Origin of the sequence: Bradyrhizobium sp. BR 10289 (genome assembly GCF_019455385.1) — a bacterium.
Lineage (GTDB): Bacteria > Pseudomonadota > Alphaproteobacteria > Rhizobiales > Xanthobacteraceae > Bradyrhizobium.
Genome location: NZ_JACOFR010000010.1, coordinates 17,236 through 32,714, shown reverse-complemented (window position 1 = coordinate 32,714; position 15,479 = coordinate 17,236). Strand labels below are relative to the sequence as shown.

The following is a 15,479-nucleotide window of genomic DNA, read 5'->3' as shown; positions in this document are numbered from 1 at the left end:
AGAAGGTGCTTGGCGAAACCGGGCTTTGCCATTAGTTTGCAATCTGCGTGTGCAACATTGCCGCGCGAGGAGTCTATTGGCGGAATGCTGTTGCGATTGACGCGATCGATGCGGATCAGGGTGGGGCGGATCATCGCCCTCGCCTATCTGTTCTGCGTGCTCGCGCCCGCCGCAAGCCTTGCCTGGGGCAGTGGTCCAGCGCCGTGCCTGGACGACGCGCTCCTTGCCGACCTCGTGCCGGTGCATCACCAGATGCAGGCCGGCCACATGCATGACGGCACCGCGCATGACCACGCCGGCCCGCATGCGCACCACCAGATGGCTGCGCAGGACGTCCCCGCTCCACATCATCACGATAGCAAGGGAACAGTGGGCCCGTGCTGCGCGATGATGTGCGTGAGCGCGCTGCCGGCGGATCTGCCCAGCCTGACGACGCCGGTCCGGCCGATGTCGGCCTGCGCGCCCGAGATCGTGGCCAGCCTGCACAGCACGGCGCCGCCCCGGCACTATCGTCCCCCCATCGCTTGATCTGAGCAGACGACGTCAGGCCTTGCGCGCGTCTGCGCGCGCGAACCTGTGGTCCTACGACAGATCAAGGATGACTCATGCTTACGCTTTCCGGGGCGAAGTCCGCCGCCGCATCCGCAGCTCGTGGACGCGACTCTCTATCTAGCTTGTCACTGCTGGCCGTGATTGCGCTCGCGCTGTCCGGCTGCATGCCGGCAACCACGCAAGTCGCCAGCGCCGATCCTGCCGATCCTGCGGCAAGGGTCGCGCCTGTCGGTTATCGCTCGACCACTGCACCCTACACCAGCCTGCGGCCCGCGACGCCGGCGCCATGGCGCGACCGCAATGACGCTGTCGCACCGCAGCCGAAGCAAGACCGGTAGGAGCACGCCATGGCACGTCATTTCGCGCGGCGCCTGCTGGTGCTTACTGCGTTCGGAGTTTCAGCAGTGAGTCTTGCGGGCTGCATGGCATTCTCGCCCGACGGCGGCATGACGACGGTCTCGGACCTCGCCAGCCAGACCATCAACAAGGACGTCGCCTTCGTCCGAACGCCCGAGGGCGCGGACGCCGTCAACGCCACTGTCCGCCGCTTGCTGGCGCGCACGCTGAGTGCCGAGACCGCCGTGCAGGTCGCTCTGCTCAACAACAAGGGGTTGCAAGCTGCCTACAACGAGCTGGCGCTGGCCGAGACCGAGCAGGTCGAGCAGAGCCTGCCGCCCAATCCGGTGTTCTCGGTCTCGCGGATCTCGGGCGATGGCGCGAACGAGATTGAGCGGCAGGTGGTCGGCGACATTCTCGCCCTCGCCACACTGCCGTTCCGCTCCGAGATCGCGCGCGACCGCTTCCGCCAGGCGCAATTGCGCGCGGCGCTGGCGACATTGCGGCTCGCAGCCGACGTTCGCCGCGCCTATGTCCGCGCCGTCACCTGCAACGAGTTGGTGGTTCTGCTGACTGACGCGAAAGCCACCGCGGAATCGACGGCCCAGCTCGCCGTGAAGCTCGGCGAGACCGGATCGCTCAACAAGCTCGATCAGGCTCGCGAACAGGTGTTCTACGCCGAAACAACCGCCGACCTCGCCACCGCGCGGCAGGCCGCGGCGAGCACGCGCGAAAGATTGGCGCGCCTGATGGGACTGTGGGACGACGGCCTCGACTTCCGTCTGCCCAACCAGCTTCCGCCATTGCCGCGCCGGCCGCAGTCCCTGCCCTCGATCGAAGCGGATGCGGTCGCCCATCGCATCGATTTGCAGATCGCGCGGCTGGAACTGACGGCGCTGGCGAAGGCGCTGAACCTGACCGAGGCGACGCGCTTTGTCACGCTGCTCGATCTCGCCGGCATCTCCCGCCGCACCCAGGATCCGGAAGGCTCCCCGTTCCGCGAACGCGGCTTCGACGTGCAGTTCCAGATCCCGATCTTCGACGGCGGCGAGGTGCGCGTGCGGCAGGCGGCGGAGACCTACAATCTCGCCTTCAACCGCCTGACCGAGCGCGCCGTGAACGTCCGCTCGGAAGCCCGCGACGCTTATCGCATTTACCGGGCGACCTACGACATCGCCAGCCACTACCAGCGCGAGATCGTTCCCTTGCGAAAGATCATTACCGAGGAGATGCAACTGCGCTTCTCCAGCATGCAGGTCGACATCTTTGCGCTGCTGACGGAGGCGCGGCAGCGCCTGGCGTCGCTGCGCGGTGCCATCGATGCCAGGCAGAGATTCTTCCTCGCGCAATCCGATTTGCAGACTGCCGTCAACGGCGGCGGCTCGTCCGCCTCCGGCGGCGACAATTCAACCACCATCGCCGCGGCAGCGTCTGCCGATGGCGATCACTGAGATGGAGGCCAGCATGTTTTCCCGTCGAGGATTTCTGGGCACCGCCGCGCTTGCCGGCGCGTCCGTCGTCAGCGGCCGCGTCCAGGCCGCGTCGATTCCGGAAGCGCCCACCATGGACAAGGTGGTGATGCAGCCGCCGCTGCATCCCACGAGCGGACCTGACTACCGCCCCGTGGTGACGCTGAACGGCTGGTCGCTGCCGTTCCGCATGAACGGCGACTGGAAGGAATTTCACCTCGTCGCCGAACCGGTCGTGCGCGAATTCGCCGAGGGCATGAAGGTCAATCTGTGGGGCTATAACGGCCAGTCGCCGGGACCGACCATCGAAGCCGTCGAGGGCGACAAGGTCCGCATCTTCGTCACCAACCGCCTGCCCGAATACACCACCGTGCACTGGCACGGCATGATCGTGCCGAGCGGCATGGACGGCGTCGGCGGGCTGACCCAGCCGCACATCGATCCCGGCAAGACCTTCGTCTACGAGTTCGAGATGAAGAAGAGCGGGACCTTCATGTACCACCCGCATTCCGACGAGATGGTGCAGATGGCGATGGGCATGATGGGCATGGTCGTCGTGCATCCGCGCGACCCGAGCTTCCGGCCGGTCGACCGCGACTTCGTCTTCGTGATGAGCACCTATCGCGTCGATCCCGGCACTTATCTGCCGCAAGTCAACGAGATGACCGATTTCAACATGTGGACCTGGAATTCACGGGTGTTTCCGGGGATCGACCCGCTGCCGGTGCGGCTCGGCGACAGAGTGCGCGTGCGCATCGGCAATCTCAGCATGACCAACCATCCGATCCATCTGCACGGCCACAGCTTTGCGGTGACCTGCACCGACGGCGGCTGGATTCCCGAGAGCGCGCAATATCCGGAAACGACCACCGACGTGCCGGTCGGCGCGGTGCGCGTGTTCGACGTGCTCGCCGACAATCCCGGCGACTGGGCGTTCCACTGCCACAAATCGCACCACACCATGAATGCGATGGGTCACGAGGTGCGCAATCTGATCGGCGTGTCACGCAAGGATCTCGCCAAGGCCGTCGGCAAGCTCGCGCCTGACGGCATGGCGATGGGCTCGACCGGCATGGCGATGGGCAGCATGGAGATGCCCGCGCCCGACAACACGCTGCCGATGATGACCGGCACCGGCCAGTTCGGCCCGATCGAGATGGGCGGCATGTTCACCGTGATGAAGATCCGCGAGGACCTTTCGCGCGACGATTACCGCGATCCCGGCCCCTACAAATTCCCGCAAGGCACCGTCGCCTACGAGGTCACCGCGCCGGCCGCCGAGCCGGCACGACAGCAGGGCGGCAGCCCGCCGATGAAGCACATGAAGATGTGAGCGTTTCGATGAACCACCAACTGGAGACCAAGATGAAGACGACGATCAAACTCGCTGTCGCGCTGGCTGCGCTTTCAATCGCGCCGGCCTTTGCCCACGACCAGCACGATCACGGCAGCTTTTCGGCCGGCGAGCCCGGCAATCCGAAGAAGCCCGCGCGCACCATCGAGATCCTGATGAACGAGATGGACTACACGCCATCCAAGATCGAGGTCAAACGCGGCGAGCAGGTCCGCTTCGTGCTGCGCAATGTCGGCAAGGAGGACCACGAATTCCTGCTCGCCACCGCGAAGGAGAATCTCGCCCATGCCGAGGTGATGAAGAAGCACCCGCATATGGAGCACGACGATCCCAACGGCGTCCGCCTCGCGCCAAGCAAGACCGCCGAGATCCTCTGGAAGTTCACCAAATCCGGCACGTTCGAATTTTCCTGCCTGATCCCCGGCCATCGCGACTACGGCATGGTCGGCCACGTCACCGTGAACTGAAGCCAAGGAGAGAGCCATGAAATCCATTACCCGCATCGCCGCAGCACTCGCACTGACGTTCGGCCTGACGCTCAGCGCCATCGCGGCGCAGGCCGCCTCGATCAGCGGCGAGGTCAAGAAGATCGACGAGAGCGCCGGCAAGGTCACGCTCAAGCACGGCCCGGCCAAGAGCCTCGGCATGGACGAGCCCATGACCATGGTCTACCGCGTCAAGGACCCCGCGATGCTCAAGCAGGTGAAGGTCGGCGACAAGGTGACCTTTGAGGCCGAGGAGGCGGCGTCGGGGTACACGGTGACGAAAATCGAGAAGGCGAAGTAGCCTCTCGGTCATTCCGGGCGCGCGCAGCGCGAGCCCGGAATCCATTCATCCACCGGCTCCGCCATCCGATGGATTCCGGGTTCGCCCTTCGGGCGCCCGGAATCACGGCTGTAGGCTCCGAAACTCTGCCGTCCGCCCTCGTCCCGCCCCGTCCGTTAACCCTTTGCTAACCATACACCCGGCAAGAATTGCCGGGTGAAGTCGAGTGTCGTCAGCCGCGTTAAAACGGGGGATCCCCTGTGGACGCCAGTGCGGTGCCTCACTTTCGGAACGGCGGCCCGTCGGCCGCCGCGCAGACGTTTGGGGCGCGCGGCCGGCCGTCGCGCGGGGAGGCAGCTACCATGGTCGACGTCACCGCGGGACAGGGCGTAGGCAGCCCGAAGCCGGGCATCCCCTCCCTCAACGAGATCGTCGCCATCCTCAAGCGCGGCGACATCGCGCTGGCGCTCGGCGTGCTCACCATCCTGGTGGTGCTGATCCTGCCGCTGCCCTCGATCGTGCTGGACCTGTTCCTGGCGATCTCGATCACGCTCTCGATCCTGATCCTGATGACCTCGCTGTTCATCCAGGCGCCGCTGGAATTCTCCGCCTTCCCGACCGTCCTCCTGATCTCGACCATGCTGCGGCTGTCGCTCAACATGGCCTCGACCCGCCTGATCCTGTCGCACGGGCACGAGGGCACGGATGCCGCCGGTCACGTCATCGAGGCCTTCGGCAGCTTCGTGATGGGCGGCAATTTCGTCATCGGCATCATCGTCTTCGCCATCCTGATCATCGTCAACTTCGTCGTCATCACCAAGGGTTCGGGCCGCATTGCCGAAGTCGCCGCCCGCTTCCACCTCGACGCCATGCCCGGCAAGCAGATGGCGATCGACGCCGACCTCTCCGCCGGCCTGATCGACGAGAAGGTGGCCAAGCAGCGGCGCAAGGAGCTCGAGGACGAAAGCGGCTTCTTCGGCGCCATGGACGGTGCCTCGAAATTCGTCCGCGGCGATGCCATCGCCGGCCTCCTGATCGTCTTCATCAACGTCGTCGGCGGCATAATCATCGGCGTCGCGCAGCAGGGCCTGTCGTTCGCCGATGCCGGCCGCAGCTACACGCTGCTGACCGTCGGCGACGGCCTCGTCACCCAGGTGCCGGCGCTGATCGTCTCGACCGCCGCCGGCCTGCTGGTCTCCAAGGCCGGCGTCTCCGGCGCGGCCGACAAGGCGCTGATGAAGCAGTTCTCCGGCTATCCGCAGGCGCTGGCGATGTCCTCGGCGGTCATGCTGGTGCTGGCGGCGCTGCCGGGCATTCCGACCATCCCGTTCCTCGCGCTCGGCGCCGGCGCCGGCGCGCTGGCCTGGCACGCCCGCAACCGCAACCGGGTGACGGCCAAGGCCGAGGAAGCCGCCAAGGCCGCGCCGGCGGCCGGTCAGCCCGGTGCGCCAGGTGCCGCCGCGGCCGAGGAGCCGATCTCCGCGGCGCTGAAGATCGACGACCTCAAGATCGAGCTCGGCTACGCCCTGCTGCCGCTGGTCAACGGCCCCGACGGCACCGACCGGCTCACCGAGCAGATCAAGGCGCTGCGCCGTTCGCTCGCGATCGAGATGGGCTTTGTGATGCCGGCGGTCCGCATCCTCGACAACGTCCAGCTCGAGGCCAACACCTACGTCATCAAGATCAAGGAGGTCGATGCAGGCTCCGGCAAGATCTGGCCGAACCAGTTCATGGTCATGGACCCCGGCGGCAGCCAGGTGCAGGTGCCCGGCATCCACACCACCGAGCCGACCTTCGGCCTGCCCGCGACATGGGTGGACGCCAGCCTCAAGGAGGAGGCCTCGCTCAAGGGCTACACCGTCGTCGACGCCGCGACCGTGCTCTCGACCCACCTCACCGAGCTGCTCAAGGCCAACATGTCGGACCTGCTCTCCTATGGCGAGGTGCAGAAGCTGCTCAAGGAGCTGCCGAAGGAGCAGAGCGAGCTGGTTAAGGACATCGTCCCCGGCCAGGTCACCGTCTCCGGTATCCAGCGCGTGCTGCAGCTGCTGCTGGCCGAGCGCATCTCGATCCGCGACCTCTCGACCATCCTCGAAGGCATCGCCGACTCGCTGGCCTTCTCGCGCAACCCGGCCACCATGGTCGAACACGTCCGCGCCCGCCTCGCCCGGCAGATCTGCGCGCAAAACACCTCCTACAACGGCTATCTGCCGCTGATCGCGCTGTCGGCGAAATGGGAGCAGGCCTTCGCCGAATCCATCATCGGCCAGGGCGAGGAGCGGAGCCTCGCCATGCAGCCCTCGAAACTGTCGGAGTTCATGACCGCCGTGCGCGAGGCGTTCGAGCGCGCCGCCCGCGAGGGCGAGGCGCCGGTGCTGGTGACGTCTGCGGCAATTCGTCCCTTCGTGCGCTCCCTGGTCGAGCGGTTCCGGGCCCAGACCACCGTGCTGTCGCAGGCCGAGATCCACCCGCGGGCGCGACTGAAAACCGTCGGAAGCGTCTGATTTGCCTTAAGAAGCCGTGTGTTTTTCGGCCACAGGCAAATGCTTTTTGAGTTCCTGGCGCCTTGTCGACCAAAGACTGAAAAGGCGCCTCGAAAGCGCATTATAACATTGAAATAATTACAGAATTGCACTATCAAGGGTCGCCTTTGATCGCGATCTTTCACGACCATTCACGCTCTTGTGATCGCCCCTTGGGAACGAATCCCCCCAATACTAGGTTGTTGGGCACCGGAAGCATGAACCTGCCTCAAACGGCCGGCGACTACTTCGGGTAGATGGCGGCAGGAGGCTTCCATGAACCACTCGATCTACAGCGCAGATCGCTCGACCCATTTGAAGATCGTGGTCGTTGCCCTCGTCGCGGGGATCGCGGTGGCGGGCCTCGGCATCACGGCACGCTCGGGTTCGGACGACGGTCTGACCCAGATCGCCCGCGTCATCAAGGCCGGGAAGCCGGTCGTTATCACCAGTTCGAACGCGAACCTCGTTCGATAAGGAGACATGAGTTTCAGGAATTCACGCGGCTCTTTACCAGCCCCCCAAAGTCGCCACGTGGATATGTAGACGACCCCAACCCCAAGTCGACTACAGAAAGCGCCCGCCCCCCACGGGCGCTTTCTCATGTCTAGGGTGTGGTGCGTCTTCGGTAAGCGCTCCCTCCAAACTCGTCTCTCGTCGGCTCTCGTGTCCCGGACGCGCTGCAACGCCCTTCGCGTTGCTGCGCAGAGCCGGGACCCAGGAGGCCGCAGGGCTTGCTGAGAGATGGGCCCCGGCTCTGCAGCGCACCGCTGAAGGAGCGCTGCGCTGCGTCCGGGGCACGAGACCTGAGTTTTCGCGCAACTCCCTCCACCGTCATTGCGAGCGCAGCGGCTCGTCCGCCGTAGCCTTGGCGAAGGCGGAAGCAATCCAGAATCCCTCCGCCGAAAGACTCTGGCTTGCTTCGCTGCGCTCGCAATGACGGAGTGTGTGGTGACAACTCGTCCTCCAAATACTACTGTCATTCCCCGCGAAGGCGGGGAATCCAGTACGCCGCGGCTTCTCGGTTGAACCATAACTGTCTCGGAGTACTGGATCGCCCGGTCGAGCCGGGCGATGACACCTTCTGCGTAGCGGCAGACACACCTTCGCAGCCTCGCGGCTCATCGCCCGAGCTTTGCTGTCGCATCGCCCCAATTGGAAAAGGGCGCAGGGAAGACCGAGTGCCGGCCGGGCACCCACGGTCCACTGTGCGGTAGGTAGCAACGAGAATTTGCACAGCGGCATACAGGTGTGGCCTCAACATCCGGCCTTCCCTGCGCAGTGGTTTTACGGCTTATGTCGTGCTCTCCCCGGGGAGCGTTGCACTATTGCCCCCGTCGCCTTGCCGATGACTGATGCGCGTGCCCGGTAGGGCCGCCGCATCACCACAAGACTTGGCGCACAGACCCCGGGCGCCAGGACCACACGATTTTGCCGTACGCGAGATCGCACCGGTCGTGTGCGCGAGGTATCCTGCTCACGGTTGCCCGCCCTGCAAAACCCTTTGCGCCGATGTGACCCACGTCCACCGCCCCCCAGCCCGCGTTTCGTGACGATCGCGATACGCCCTCTTCCATGGGCCGAGTTGCCGCAATAGATACGACATTTCCGAATTTCGGTAAAGTGGAATATTTTCTGCGGTTGCAGTTGACCTGGCAGTGGAGTGTTTTGCCCGTCGGGCAACACAAGGGCTTGTACCCGAACACTCCCTCGACCTTAGCGGCTGCACAATGGGTTCTGACTTGAGCCGGCGTGGTGCGTCGTGGCTCGAGCGCGGGCCATTTCGGTTTGGCAGGAATGCCGCTTAACAAAAGTTATACGCAACACTCACGGGGTTCCGCCATCCAAATACCTCTTGTGGTAGAAACCCGGTGCGCTATCTTTCGGTAGTCAGCGGGCCTCAACCGTGTTGCAGCGATGGATTCCAACCGCATTCGCACAGTCTACGAGGATTTTGCCAGCGGCCGGCTCGACAGAGTTTCGCCACTGCTCGATGAGGACATCGACTTCCTCAGCCACGCGCCACAGGACATATTTCCCTACCTGGGGCGGCGGCGGGGGCGGCGCGAAATATTGAATGCTCTTTCGCAAGTGCATGAAAAGCTCGAGGTCATCGCTTTCTGGCCGATCACGGTCGTCGTAGACGATGATCAAGCAGCGTTAACCGTCGTCGTGAACGTGAGAGAACGTGCAACCAGAAAATCCGCAACATTCCTGGCAGCACATTTTCTGCGGCTCCGCGAAGATCGTATCGTCGACTATCGCGCCATCATCGATTCATTTGACGCCGTCCGCCAACTCGCAGGGGCAAATACGTCAAATTTGCGCATTTAACTGCTCCTAACTCTGCTGTCTCAGGTTCGAAAATGAAGCGAGATGAGAGCAAGGTCGAAAACCCGCCCGACGCTGCTGTGCAGTATCTGACTTGGGCCATCGAGGAAATCGAGCGACTGCATCATCCGGATGCGGCCCGTCACGCCCGAATCGCATTGGACGCCCTGGCCAACGGCTATCGCAATGAAGGTGAGACGACCATCTCGCCGCCGCAACGCAGGCAGCGCGCACTCAATCCGACGATTTCACACGCAGGATCATCGGATACGATTGCCCGGTTGCATTTGGGGCAGGAATACGCGGCGTCGTCCGGACGATCGAAGTCGTAATCCGGGCCGACGTAAGCGCAGATCATGTGGTGAACAATCGGGAAGCGCTGCAAGCCCTCGGAGCCGCAGATTGGACATATCGTATCCTGGTCCTCGACTTGCATGCTTTGGAATTCAGATCGCAGTTGCAGTCTCAGTAAAGGCCGAAAACACCTACAAGCATGCCAGCGAGCCGCGCAACGAACTCACTGTAATGCATGTGAATATAAACGGTGGAGTTGAGCGGCGGCGGAGACTTGCCCGGATCAAAGCGGATGCGCGCGATCTGCGTTGCGGGGCGATCCCGGAGCTGGACTTGGGTTCCGGCATACACGGCCGAGACCGGCAGTATCTGGGCGATCCTTCCCGGTATGCGGCGGTTACCGAACACGACGAAGACATCTTTTCCCACCTTAGGGTCGATCAGACGCTCGTTCGGAATATACCAGTCAACAAAGGTGTCGGTTGGGTCCAGGATTTCGGCGATCGAAGCGCCCGCCGTCAGGGACTGTCCGACATGCGCGATGCCGGTCGATACGACGCCAGCCACCGGCGCAAAGACCTTGCCCTGCCCGAAGTGGCTTTGCACGTCGTTCAGGCGAGCCCGAAGTTGATCGATGAAGTCATCCAGCGAGGCGAGCTGAACTGTTGATTCTGCTACTTCCGCCTCATGGGAAACCACGGCTTTGCCGGCCGAGGCGCGCTCGCGCAACACTTCCATGCGGAACGTCACCGTGGCGGAAGACATGGCGTCAACTTGCTTTGCCGCCTCTTCAGTCACGTTCAGGTAGGCGCGCGCTGCATTTAGCGATTCTTGGGCGATACGGGCTTTGATACGCAGCTCTGCGGTGCGGCCATTGATGTCGGCCAGCGCCCGCATATAGGTCGCGACGATGCTGTCCTGCTCCGGTGAAACCACCTCGGCGATCTCTTCCCCTGCCTTGACGACCGCCCCAGGCTCCAGATCCATTTTGGTGATCTGTACGGTATAGGGCAAAGACACGATTTGGCGCGGCGAGGTGACGGTGCCGGGCCCACCGAGATATACCAATGGCGCACCGAAATAGACGACGAAGAAGGCGAGCACGCCAAACACGATCAGCGCATAGGCGAAGCGTACCATCCGCCCCGCCGCACGCCGGCGGCTTTCAACTGGATCTGGCACGCTCGGGTCGAGACGCTTGATGTTGATGTCCATGATCCGCTCTCAGCCCCGATCTTTCAGGAGGGCTCGACGAACCCGCGGCGGCACAAAGTCATCTCGGCGCGACGTGGCGAATATGATCTCCGACGAGTAAGAAAAGAATCGGGCGCATTTCAAATAGACGCCCTGATAGAATGGAAAGATCAAGGATGTGCCGAGCGCGAAAAAGCCGATCGACCGACCGAACATCACGAACGCGAGCGCCATGTTGAAAAACGATATCCACAGCAGCAAAACATAAATCGCGCCGAGAAACGAGGCAGCGTTTGGGCCAAACAGCAGAACGACGTAGATCAGGTAGAACGGCAATGTCAGCGTCGGGACGAGATCAAAGACGATGAAGTCCAGCCGCTGCATCGTGTCGGGCAAGCGCTCCAGAGGATGAAACAAGCTCAATTCGTCATACATCATGAAGCGGATTCTCAACGCATCGCGATCCCATCGCGCACGTTGGCGTAACAAGCCTATGCTGCTTGCAGGACCGTCCGTCTCAGCCCAGGCGTCCGGCACGAAGCGAATGAGATAGCCGAGGCGGCGCAGCCGCAAGCTGTACTCCAGGTCCTCGCCGGGGCCGACATCGAGGCCACCGCTGCGCAGAAAAGTCTCGCGACGATACATCGAGCAAGCGCCTGACAGGCAAGCAATGGCACCAACGACATCCAAGATCGATCGGCCGGCGCTGATCGACATCAGGTACTCGACGCTTTGCAGCCCGGTCCAGAGCGAGTCGCGTTCGTTGCTGATGGCAATATTGCAACTCGCCCCACCGACGCGGGGATCGCGAAATGCGTCCGCAAGCCGAGCAACCGCAGTGGGCTCGAACACCGTATCCGCATCGACAGTCAAGATGAGGTCGCCGCGGGCAAATCGCGCAGCTGCATTGATCGCCGGGCTGCGGCCGCAGCGCGTACCGTGACAGATCACCATGTCGACGAGCCCGCGTGCGCGAGCCCGCTCCGCGATAGCACGTGTCTGATCGGTCGAGCCGTCGTCCACGACGATGATTTCAGCCGGCGGCAGGGTCTGCCGGCGCAGCGATGCAATCGTCGGCTCGAGGCCGGAGCCGCCGTTGAAAGTCGGAATGATGACACTGATCGCAGGAAGTTTGGCAGGCGGATCGGCCGTTATTGATCTGCGCATGCCAAAGAGCGCGAGCGAGAGCAAAGAAAGCGTGAAGCGGGGAATATCGAAGATCAGCACTGCAAGAAAAAGCTGCAATGGGTCGCTCCTCGCGACGAGCTGCAACATCTCGAACATGGAGCCTCCCACAAAAGGCTGACCAAGGCCGGCAAGAGATAGGTCGGTGGGCTGCACAGGCCTTGAGATGGATCAAGACAAGATTTTTCCGACGTTTTTAGTCAAGATGATCCGCGCGTCCTCCCTCGCCGCGAGGACGAGGACAGATGGGCCACCGTGCAATGGCGACCTGATGCGCTCGCGAGGACGCCCGATCCTCGCCGGTCGAAAGTTCAGCGAGGTGCCGTGAATCGTGGCTTGAAGCGCACCGGTCGCTTTTGCTGCAAGCGGCGGCCTGACGACCGCCGTTCGCAGCAGCCCCACGTCAATAGGAATAGGGGTATTGACCTGGGCAGACGTAGTTGCCGTAGGTGTCGTAGTAGCAGCCACTGCCGTAGTAATTGTTATAATAGCCGTAGGCTCCCGCGGCGGCGGCAGCCCCCACCGCGGCCGCACCATATCCCCAGCCCGGACGATAGTAGCCACCTCCATAGCCGGGATAACCCGCGATCGGCCGACCGGGACGGCCCGCGATCGGACGATTTGGATAGCCGGGGCGTCCCGGACGACCTGCTATCGGATGCGCCGGTCTTGGACCTCCCGCGACGCGATAGCCGTGACCACCATGGATACGACCGGAATGCACGCGACCAGTGCGAACATGGGCCACGCGCATGCCTCCTCCATGAAAGCCTCCAGCCCGCATGCCGCCACCCCCGCGATAACCGCCACCGCCGCGCCGGGCCAACGCGTCGTCGGGAATCAAAGTCGCAGTGAACAGAACGAATGCCGCCACGAAGGCAAGAATGTATCGCAGCATGATGCACCTCCTGTCTGGCCTAATCGTCATCGTCTTCGTTTTCGCTCTCGAGACTGTGCTCGATTGCATCCCGCATGCCCCGCATCACGACATAGGATGCAAAGGACATTCTCCTCTTCTGGTCTTCGTTCAATGTTTTGTAGAGAGGCTCCCAGGCCTCAGCGAGCTTCTTGAGATCCGTTCCGCGCTGAACGAGACGATCACCTCTGCGTTGCATGAGTTCAACCGGATTGGTTGCGTGCAGAGGATCCGTGGCATCATCGTGCAGCTCGGCTATCCGTTCCAGCCGAGCTTGACGGTTCTTCGCCCTATTCCGGATGGCATCTTCAACCGCCGGCCAAAGCTTTTCCTGATCGGGAGTCAATTGCAAGGCAGCTTTGATGATGCCGACGCGCATGTCCGTGAGGCTCTTCAGGTCTGAGGCGCTGGCTCGGCCTGCGCCCACCGTAGAAGAGGTTTCCGTGGCGGAGGAGAGAGACGGTGTCGTCATCAGAACGGCGATGCCTATGAGAACTGCTTTCTTGTCCATGGCAAGCTCCAAGCCTGTCAATTCGCCCCCCAATCACCACGGCGCGGATAAGCCACCGACGGATTGATCTAAATCAAAGCGATGGAGATCATCGGAGCCTTTTGCAGTTTCCCGGCAATTCCCGGGTTGTCGGCCCAGTTCGGACTGGCTCGACGCGGAACACCATTTGACCGAAACAGATGGGCGATCCTCAACATCAGCTTGCGTCGGGCGCCCCCCGCCGGATTCGAATCGGTTCGCCAGCACCCGAGGTCTAATTGCTCGCTGGTAGGTGGTTCCCGGCTACGTGGCGCGGGAACCCAGCTTGGGGCGTAGGCGTTTGTTCCTTCGGGGGGCGAGCTCGTTCGCCGACCTTCCCAATTGACGACCAATTCCGCCACCGCGGGGGTGCTTTGCGCCAGCCGCTCCATTCCTGCCGACCAGTCCGCTCGCTCGCGGGCGGCGAATGCATGACAAGGGTGAAGGACAACAGCGTGTCACAACGGGTCGAGCGCCAGGCAAGCACAGGCATCGAGGGGCTGGATGACGTCCTCGGTGGCGGATTTCAGCGCGGGCGCGCATTCCTGCTCGAAGGTGCGCCAGGTACCGGTAAGACGACAGTTGCGACCCAGTTCCTGATCGCGGGAGCCGCGGCCGGCGAACGCTGCCTTTACATCACCCTGTCCGAGAGCGAGGCCGAGCTCCGCGACGGCGCGACCTCCCACGGGTGGGATTTGTCGGGCGTCGAGGTCTTCGAGCTCATCCCGCCAGAGAACCTGCTCGACGAGGACCAGCAGCAGAGCCTGCTTTATTCCTCCGATCTGGAGCTCGGCGAGACGACGAAGCGTATCTTCGAGAGGGTCGAGCGCATGAAGCCGCAAAGGCTCGTGCTCGACAGCCTCTCGGAGATCAGGCTGCTCGCGCAGAGTTCGCTGCGCTACCGGCGGCAGATCCTGAGCCTGAAGCACTATTTTGCGGGACTCGACGCGACCGTTCTTCTGCTCGACGATCTCACCACCGATCTGAATGACAAGACGGTGCATTCCGTCGCTCACGGCGTGATCCGCCTGGAGGAAACCGCGCCCGAATATGGCGCGGAGCGGCGGCGGATGCGCGTGATCAAATATCGCGGGCGGCCTTTTCGTGGCGGCTTCCACGACTTTGCCATCGCGAAAGGCGGCGTGCAGGTCTTCCCGCGGCTCGTCTCGGCCGAGCACAAGGCGGATTACACGCGTGACCTTCTCACGACCGAATCCGGCGAACTGGATGCCCTCCTCGGCGGAGGAATCGAGCGTGGCACGAGCGTTCTCATCCTCGGTCCGACGGGAGCGGGCAAATCGCTGCTTGCGCTCAGCTTCGTCCAGGGGGCCGCACATCGCGGCGAGCGCGCCGCCATGTTCGTCTTCGACGAGGAGCTGGGTGTGCTGTTCGAGCGCGCGAAAGGCCTCGACATCAATCTTCAGGCGCTGGTCGACGCCGACCAACTGGTCATCGAGCAAATCGACGCCGCCGAGCTGACGCCCGGCGAGTTCTCCGCGCGCGTGCGCCGCTGCGTCGAGCTTCACGGCGCCCAGACGGTGGTCATCGACAGCCTCAACGGCTTCCAGGCCGCCATGCCCGGCGAGCAGGCGCTGGTCCTTCACATGCACGAACTCCTGCAATATTTGAACCGCCAGGGCGCCACGACATTCCTGACCGTCGCGCAGCACGGGCTCGTCGGCGACATGCGCGTTCCGGTGGACGTCACCTATCTGGCGGACACGGTGATCCTGCTGCGCTATTTCGAGGCGGTCGGTCGCGTGCGCCGGGCGATGTCGGTCGTCAAGAAGCGCACCGGGCCCCATGAGGACACGATCCGGGAGTTCCTGATCGATCGACGCGGCCTCACATTGGGCGGCCCACTGACCAACTTCCAGGGTGTCCTGAGCGGTATACCTGCGCTGGTCGGAGACGCGGCGCAGCTGCTCAGGGCGGGGGAAACGTGAAGCGCAGCACGGTTTCGGAGCGAGCGCTCGTTCTCGCGCCGCGGGGACGCGACGCTGTCATTGCATCGGGGATCCTGCGGGAGGCC

At 63.2% G+C, this 15,479-nt stretch carries 15 protein-coding genes; 10 read left to right on the top strand and 5 right to left on the bottom strand.

From position 1 onward, the window contains the following. The first annotated feature begins 84 nt into the window (after window positions 1–84). The 9 genes from HYH08_RS18245 to HYH08_RS18205 all read left to right on the top strand — a co-directional run bounded on the left by HYH08_RS18245 (window position 85) and on the right by HYH08_RS18205 (window position 9,332). Window positions 85–528, top strand: coding sequence for a hypothetical protein (locus HYH08_RS18245; protein WP_220011183.1), 444 nt, complete (start codon window positions 85–87; stop codon window positions 526–528). Window positions 529–605: 77 nt separating this feature from the next. Beyond that, complete coding sequence (locus tag HYH08_RS18240; protein ID WP_220011182.1) at window positions 606–890, top strand: hypothetical protein; 285 nt, start codon at window positions 606–608, stop codon at window positions 888–890. A 9-nt stretch (window positions 891–899) separates the two neighbouring features. Next, window positions 900–2,339 (top strand): TolC family protein, encoded by a 1,440-nt coding sequence (locus tag HYH08_RS18235; protein WP_220011181.1) that lies wholly within the window; start codon window positions 900–902, stop codon window positions 2,337–2,339. A 13-nt stretch (window positions 2,340–2,352) separates the two neighbouring features. Then, window positions 2,353–3,690 (top strand): multicopper oxidase family protein, encoded by a 1,338-nt coding sequence (locus tag HYH08_RS18230; RefSeq protein WP_220011180.1) that lies wholly within the window; start codon window positions 2,353–2,355, stop codon window positions 3,688–3,690. Window positions 3,691–3,722: 32 nt separating this feature from the next. Next, window positions 3,723–4,178 (top strand): cupredoxin domain-containing protein, encoded by a 456-nt coding sequence (locus HYH08_RS18225; protein ID WP_220011179.1) that lies wholly within the window; start codon window positions 3,723–3,725, stop codon window positions 4,176–4,178. A gap of 16 nt (window positions 4,179–4,194) precedes the next feature. Then, a complete protein-coding gene (locus HYH08_RS18220; RefSeq protein WP_220011178.1) occupies window positions 4,195–4,497 on the top strand; it encodes a copper-binding protein in 303 nt (100 codons plus the stop codon). Between the two features lie 341 nt (window positions 4,498–4,838). Beyond that, window positions 4,839–6,980 (top strand): flagellar biosynthesis protein FlhA, encoded by a 2,142-nt coding sequence (flhA, locus tag HYH08_RS18215; RefSeq protein ID WP_220011177.1) that lies wholly within the window; start codon window positions 4,839–4,841, stop codon window positions 6,978–6,980. 294 nt (window positions 6,981–7,274) lie between these two features. Further along, entirely contained in the window at window positions 7,275–7,475 is a 201-nt protein-coding gene (locus tag HYH08_RS18210; RefSeq protein ID WP_220011176.1) for a hypothetical protein, read from the top strand. 1,440 nt (window positions 7,476–8,915) lie between these two features. Continuing rightward, complete coding sequence (locus tag HYH08_RS18205) at window positions 8,916–9,332, top strand: nuclear transport factor 2 family protein (protein WP_220011175.1); 417 nt, start codon at window positions 8,916–8,918, stop codon at window positions 9,330–9,332. A gap of 175 nt (window positions 9,333–9,507) precedes the next feature. On the opposite strand, the gene HYH08_RS37900 is transcribed toward HYH08_RS18205, so the two are convergent. The 5 genes from HYH08_RS37900 to HYH08_RS18180 form a co-directional block, all read right to left on the bottom strand. Then, complete coding sequence (locus HYH08_RS37900) at window positions 9,508–9,687, bottom strand: hypothetical protein (protein WP_502788336.1); 180 nt, start codon at window positions 9,685–9,687, stop codon at window positions 9,508–9,510. A gap of 107 nt (window positions 9,688–9,794) precedes the next feature. Continuing rightward, a complete protein-coding gene (locus HYH08_RS18195; RefSeq protein ID WP_220011173.1) occupies window positions 9,795–10,838 on the bottom strand; it encodes an HlyD family secretion protein in 1,044 nt (347 codons plus the stop codon). A 9-nt stretch (window positions 10,839–10,847) separates the two neighbouring features. Next, on the bottom strand, window positions 10,848–12,101 hold the full coding sequence (locus HYH08_RS18190; RefSeq protein ID WP_220011172.1) for a glycosyltransferase family 2 protein: 1,254 nt from the start codon (window positions 12,099–12,101) through the stop codon (window positions 10,848–10,850). Between the two features lie 304 nt (window positions 12,102–12,405). Then, window positions 12,406–12,900, bottom strand: coding sequence for a hypothetical protein (locus HYH08_RS18185; RefSeq protein ID WP_220011171.1), 495 nt, complete (start codon window positions 12,898–12,900; stop codon window positions 12,406–12,408). Between the two features lie 19 nt (window positions 12,901–12,919). Continuing rightward, window positions 12,920–13,429, bottom strand: a complete 510-nt coding sequence (locus tag HYH08_RS18180) for a Spy/CpxP family protein refolding chaperone (RefSeq protein WP_220011170.1) — start codon at window positions 13,427–13,429, stop codon at window positions 12,920–12,922. 449 nt (window positions 13,430–13,878) lie between these two features. Between HYH08_RS18180 and HYH08_RS18175 the strand changes: the two genes are divergently transcribed. Then, complete coding sequence (locus HYH08_RS18175; RefSeq protein WP_220011355.1) at window positions 13,879–15,393, top strand: ATPase domain-containing protein; 1,515 nt, start codon at window positions 13,879–13,881, stop codon at window positions 15,391–15,393. Window positions 15,394–15,479: the final 86 nt, after the last annotated feature.

Coding starts and splice junctions, on each gene's coding strand:
- HYH08_RS18235 (WP_220011181.1), top strand. CDS start 900: ATGGCACGTCATTTCGCGCGGCGCCTGCTGGTGCTTACTGCGTTCGGA.
- HYH08_RS18205 (WP_220011175.1), top strand. CDS start 8,916: ATGGATTCCAACCGCATTCGCACAGTCTACGAGGATTTTGCCAGCGGC.
- HYH08_RS18185 (WP_220011171.1), bottom strand. CDS start 12,900: ATGCTGCGATACATTCTTGCCTTCGTGGCGGCATTCGTTCTGTTCACT.
- HYH08_RS37900 (WP_502788336.1), bottom strand. CDS start 9,687: ATGATCTGCGCTTACGTCGGCCCGGATTACGACTTCGATCGTCCGGAC.
- HYH08_RS18180 (WP_220011170.1), bottom strand. CDS start 13,429: ATGGACAAGAAAGCAGTTCTCATAGGCATCGCCGTTCTGATGACGACA.
- HYH08_RS18175 (WP_220011355.1), top strand. CDS start 13,879: ATGACAAGGGTGAAGGACAACAGCGTGTCACAACGGGTCGAGCGCCAG.
- HYH08_RS18230 (WP_220011180.1), top strand. CDS start 2,353: ATGTTTTCCCGTCGAGGATTTCTGGGCACCGCCGCGCTTGCCGGCGCG.
- HYH08_RS18225 (WP_220011179.1), top strand. CDS start 3,723: ATGAAGACGACGATCAAACTCGCTGTCGCGCTGGCTGCGCTTTCAATC.
- HYH08_RS18210 (WP_220011176.1), top strand. CDS start 7,275: ATGAACCACTCGATCTACAGCGCAGATCGCTCGACCCATTTGAAGATC.
- HYH08_RS18240 (WP_220011182.1), top strand. CDS start 606: ATGCTTACGCTTTCCGGGGCGAAGTCCGCCGCCGCATCCGCAGCTCGT.
- flhA (WP_220011177.1), top strand. CDS start 4,839: ATGGTCGACGTCACCGCGGGACAGGGCGTAGGCAGCCCGAAGCCGGGC.
- HYH08_RS18195 (WP_220011173.1), bottom strand. CDS start 10,838: ATGGACATCAACATCAAGCGTCTCGACCCGAGCGTGCCAGATCCAGTT.
- HYH08_RS18245 (WP_220011183.1), top strand. CDS start 85: ATGCTGTTGCGATTGACGCGATCGATGCGGATCAGGGTGGGGCGGATC.
- HYH08_RS18190 (WP_220011172.1), bottom strand. CDS start 12,101: ATGTTCGAGATGTTGCAGCTCGTCGCGAGGAGCGACCCATTGCAGCTT.
- HYH08_RS18220 (WP_220011178.1), top strand. CDS start 4,195: ATGAAATCCATTACCCGCATCGCCGCAGCACTCGCACTGACGTTCGGC.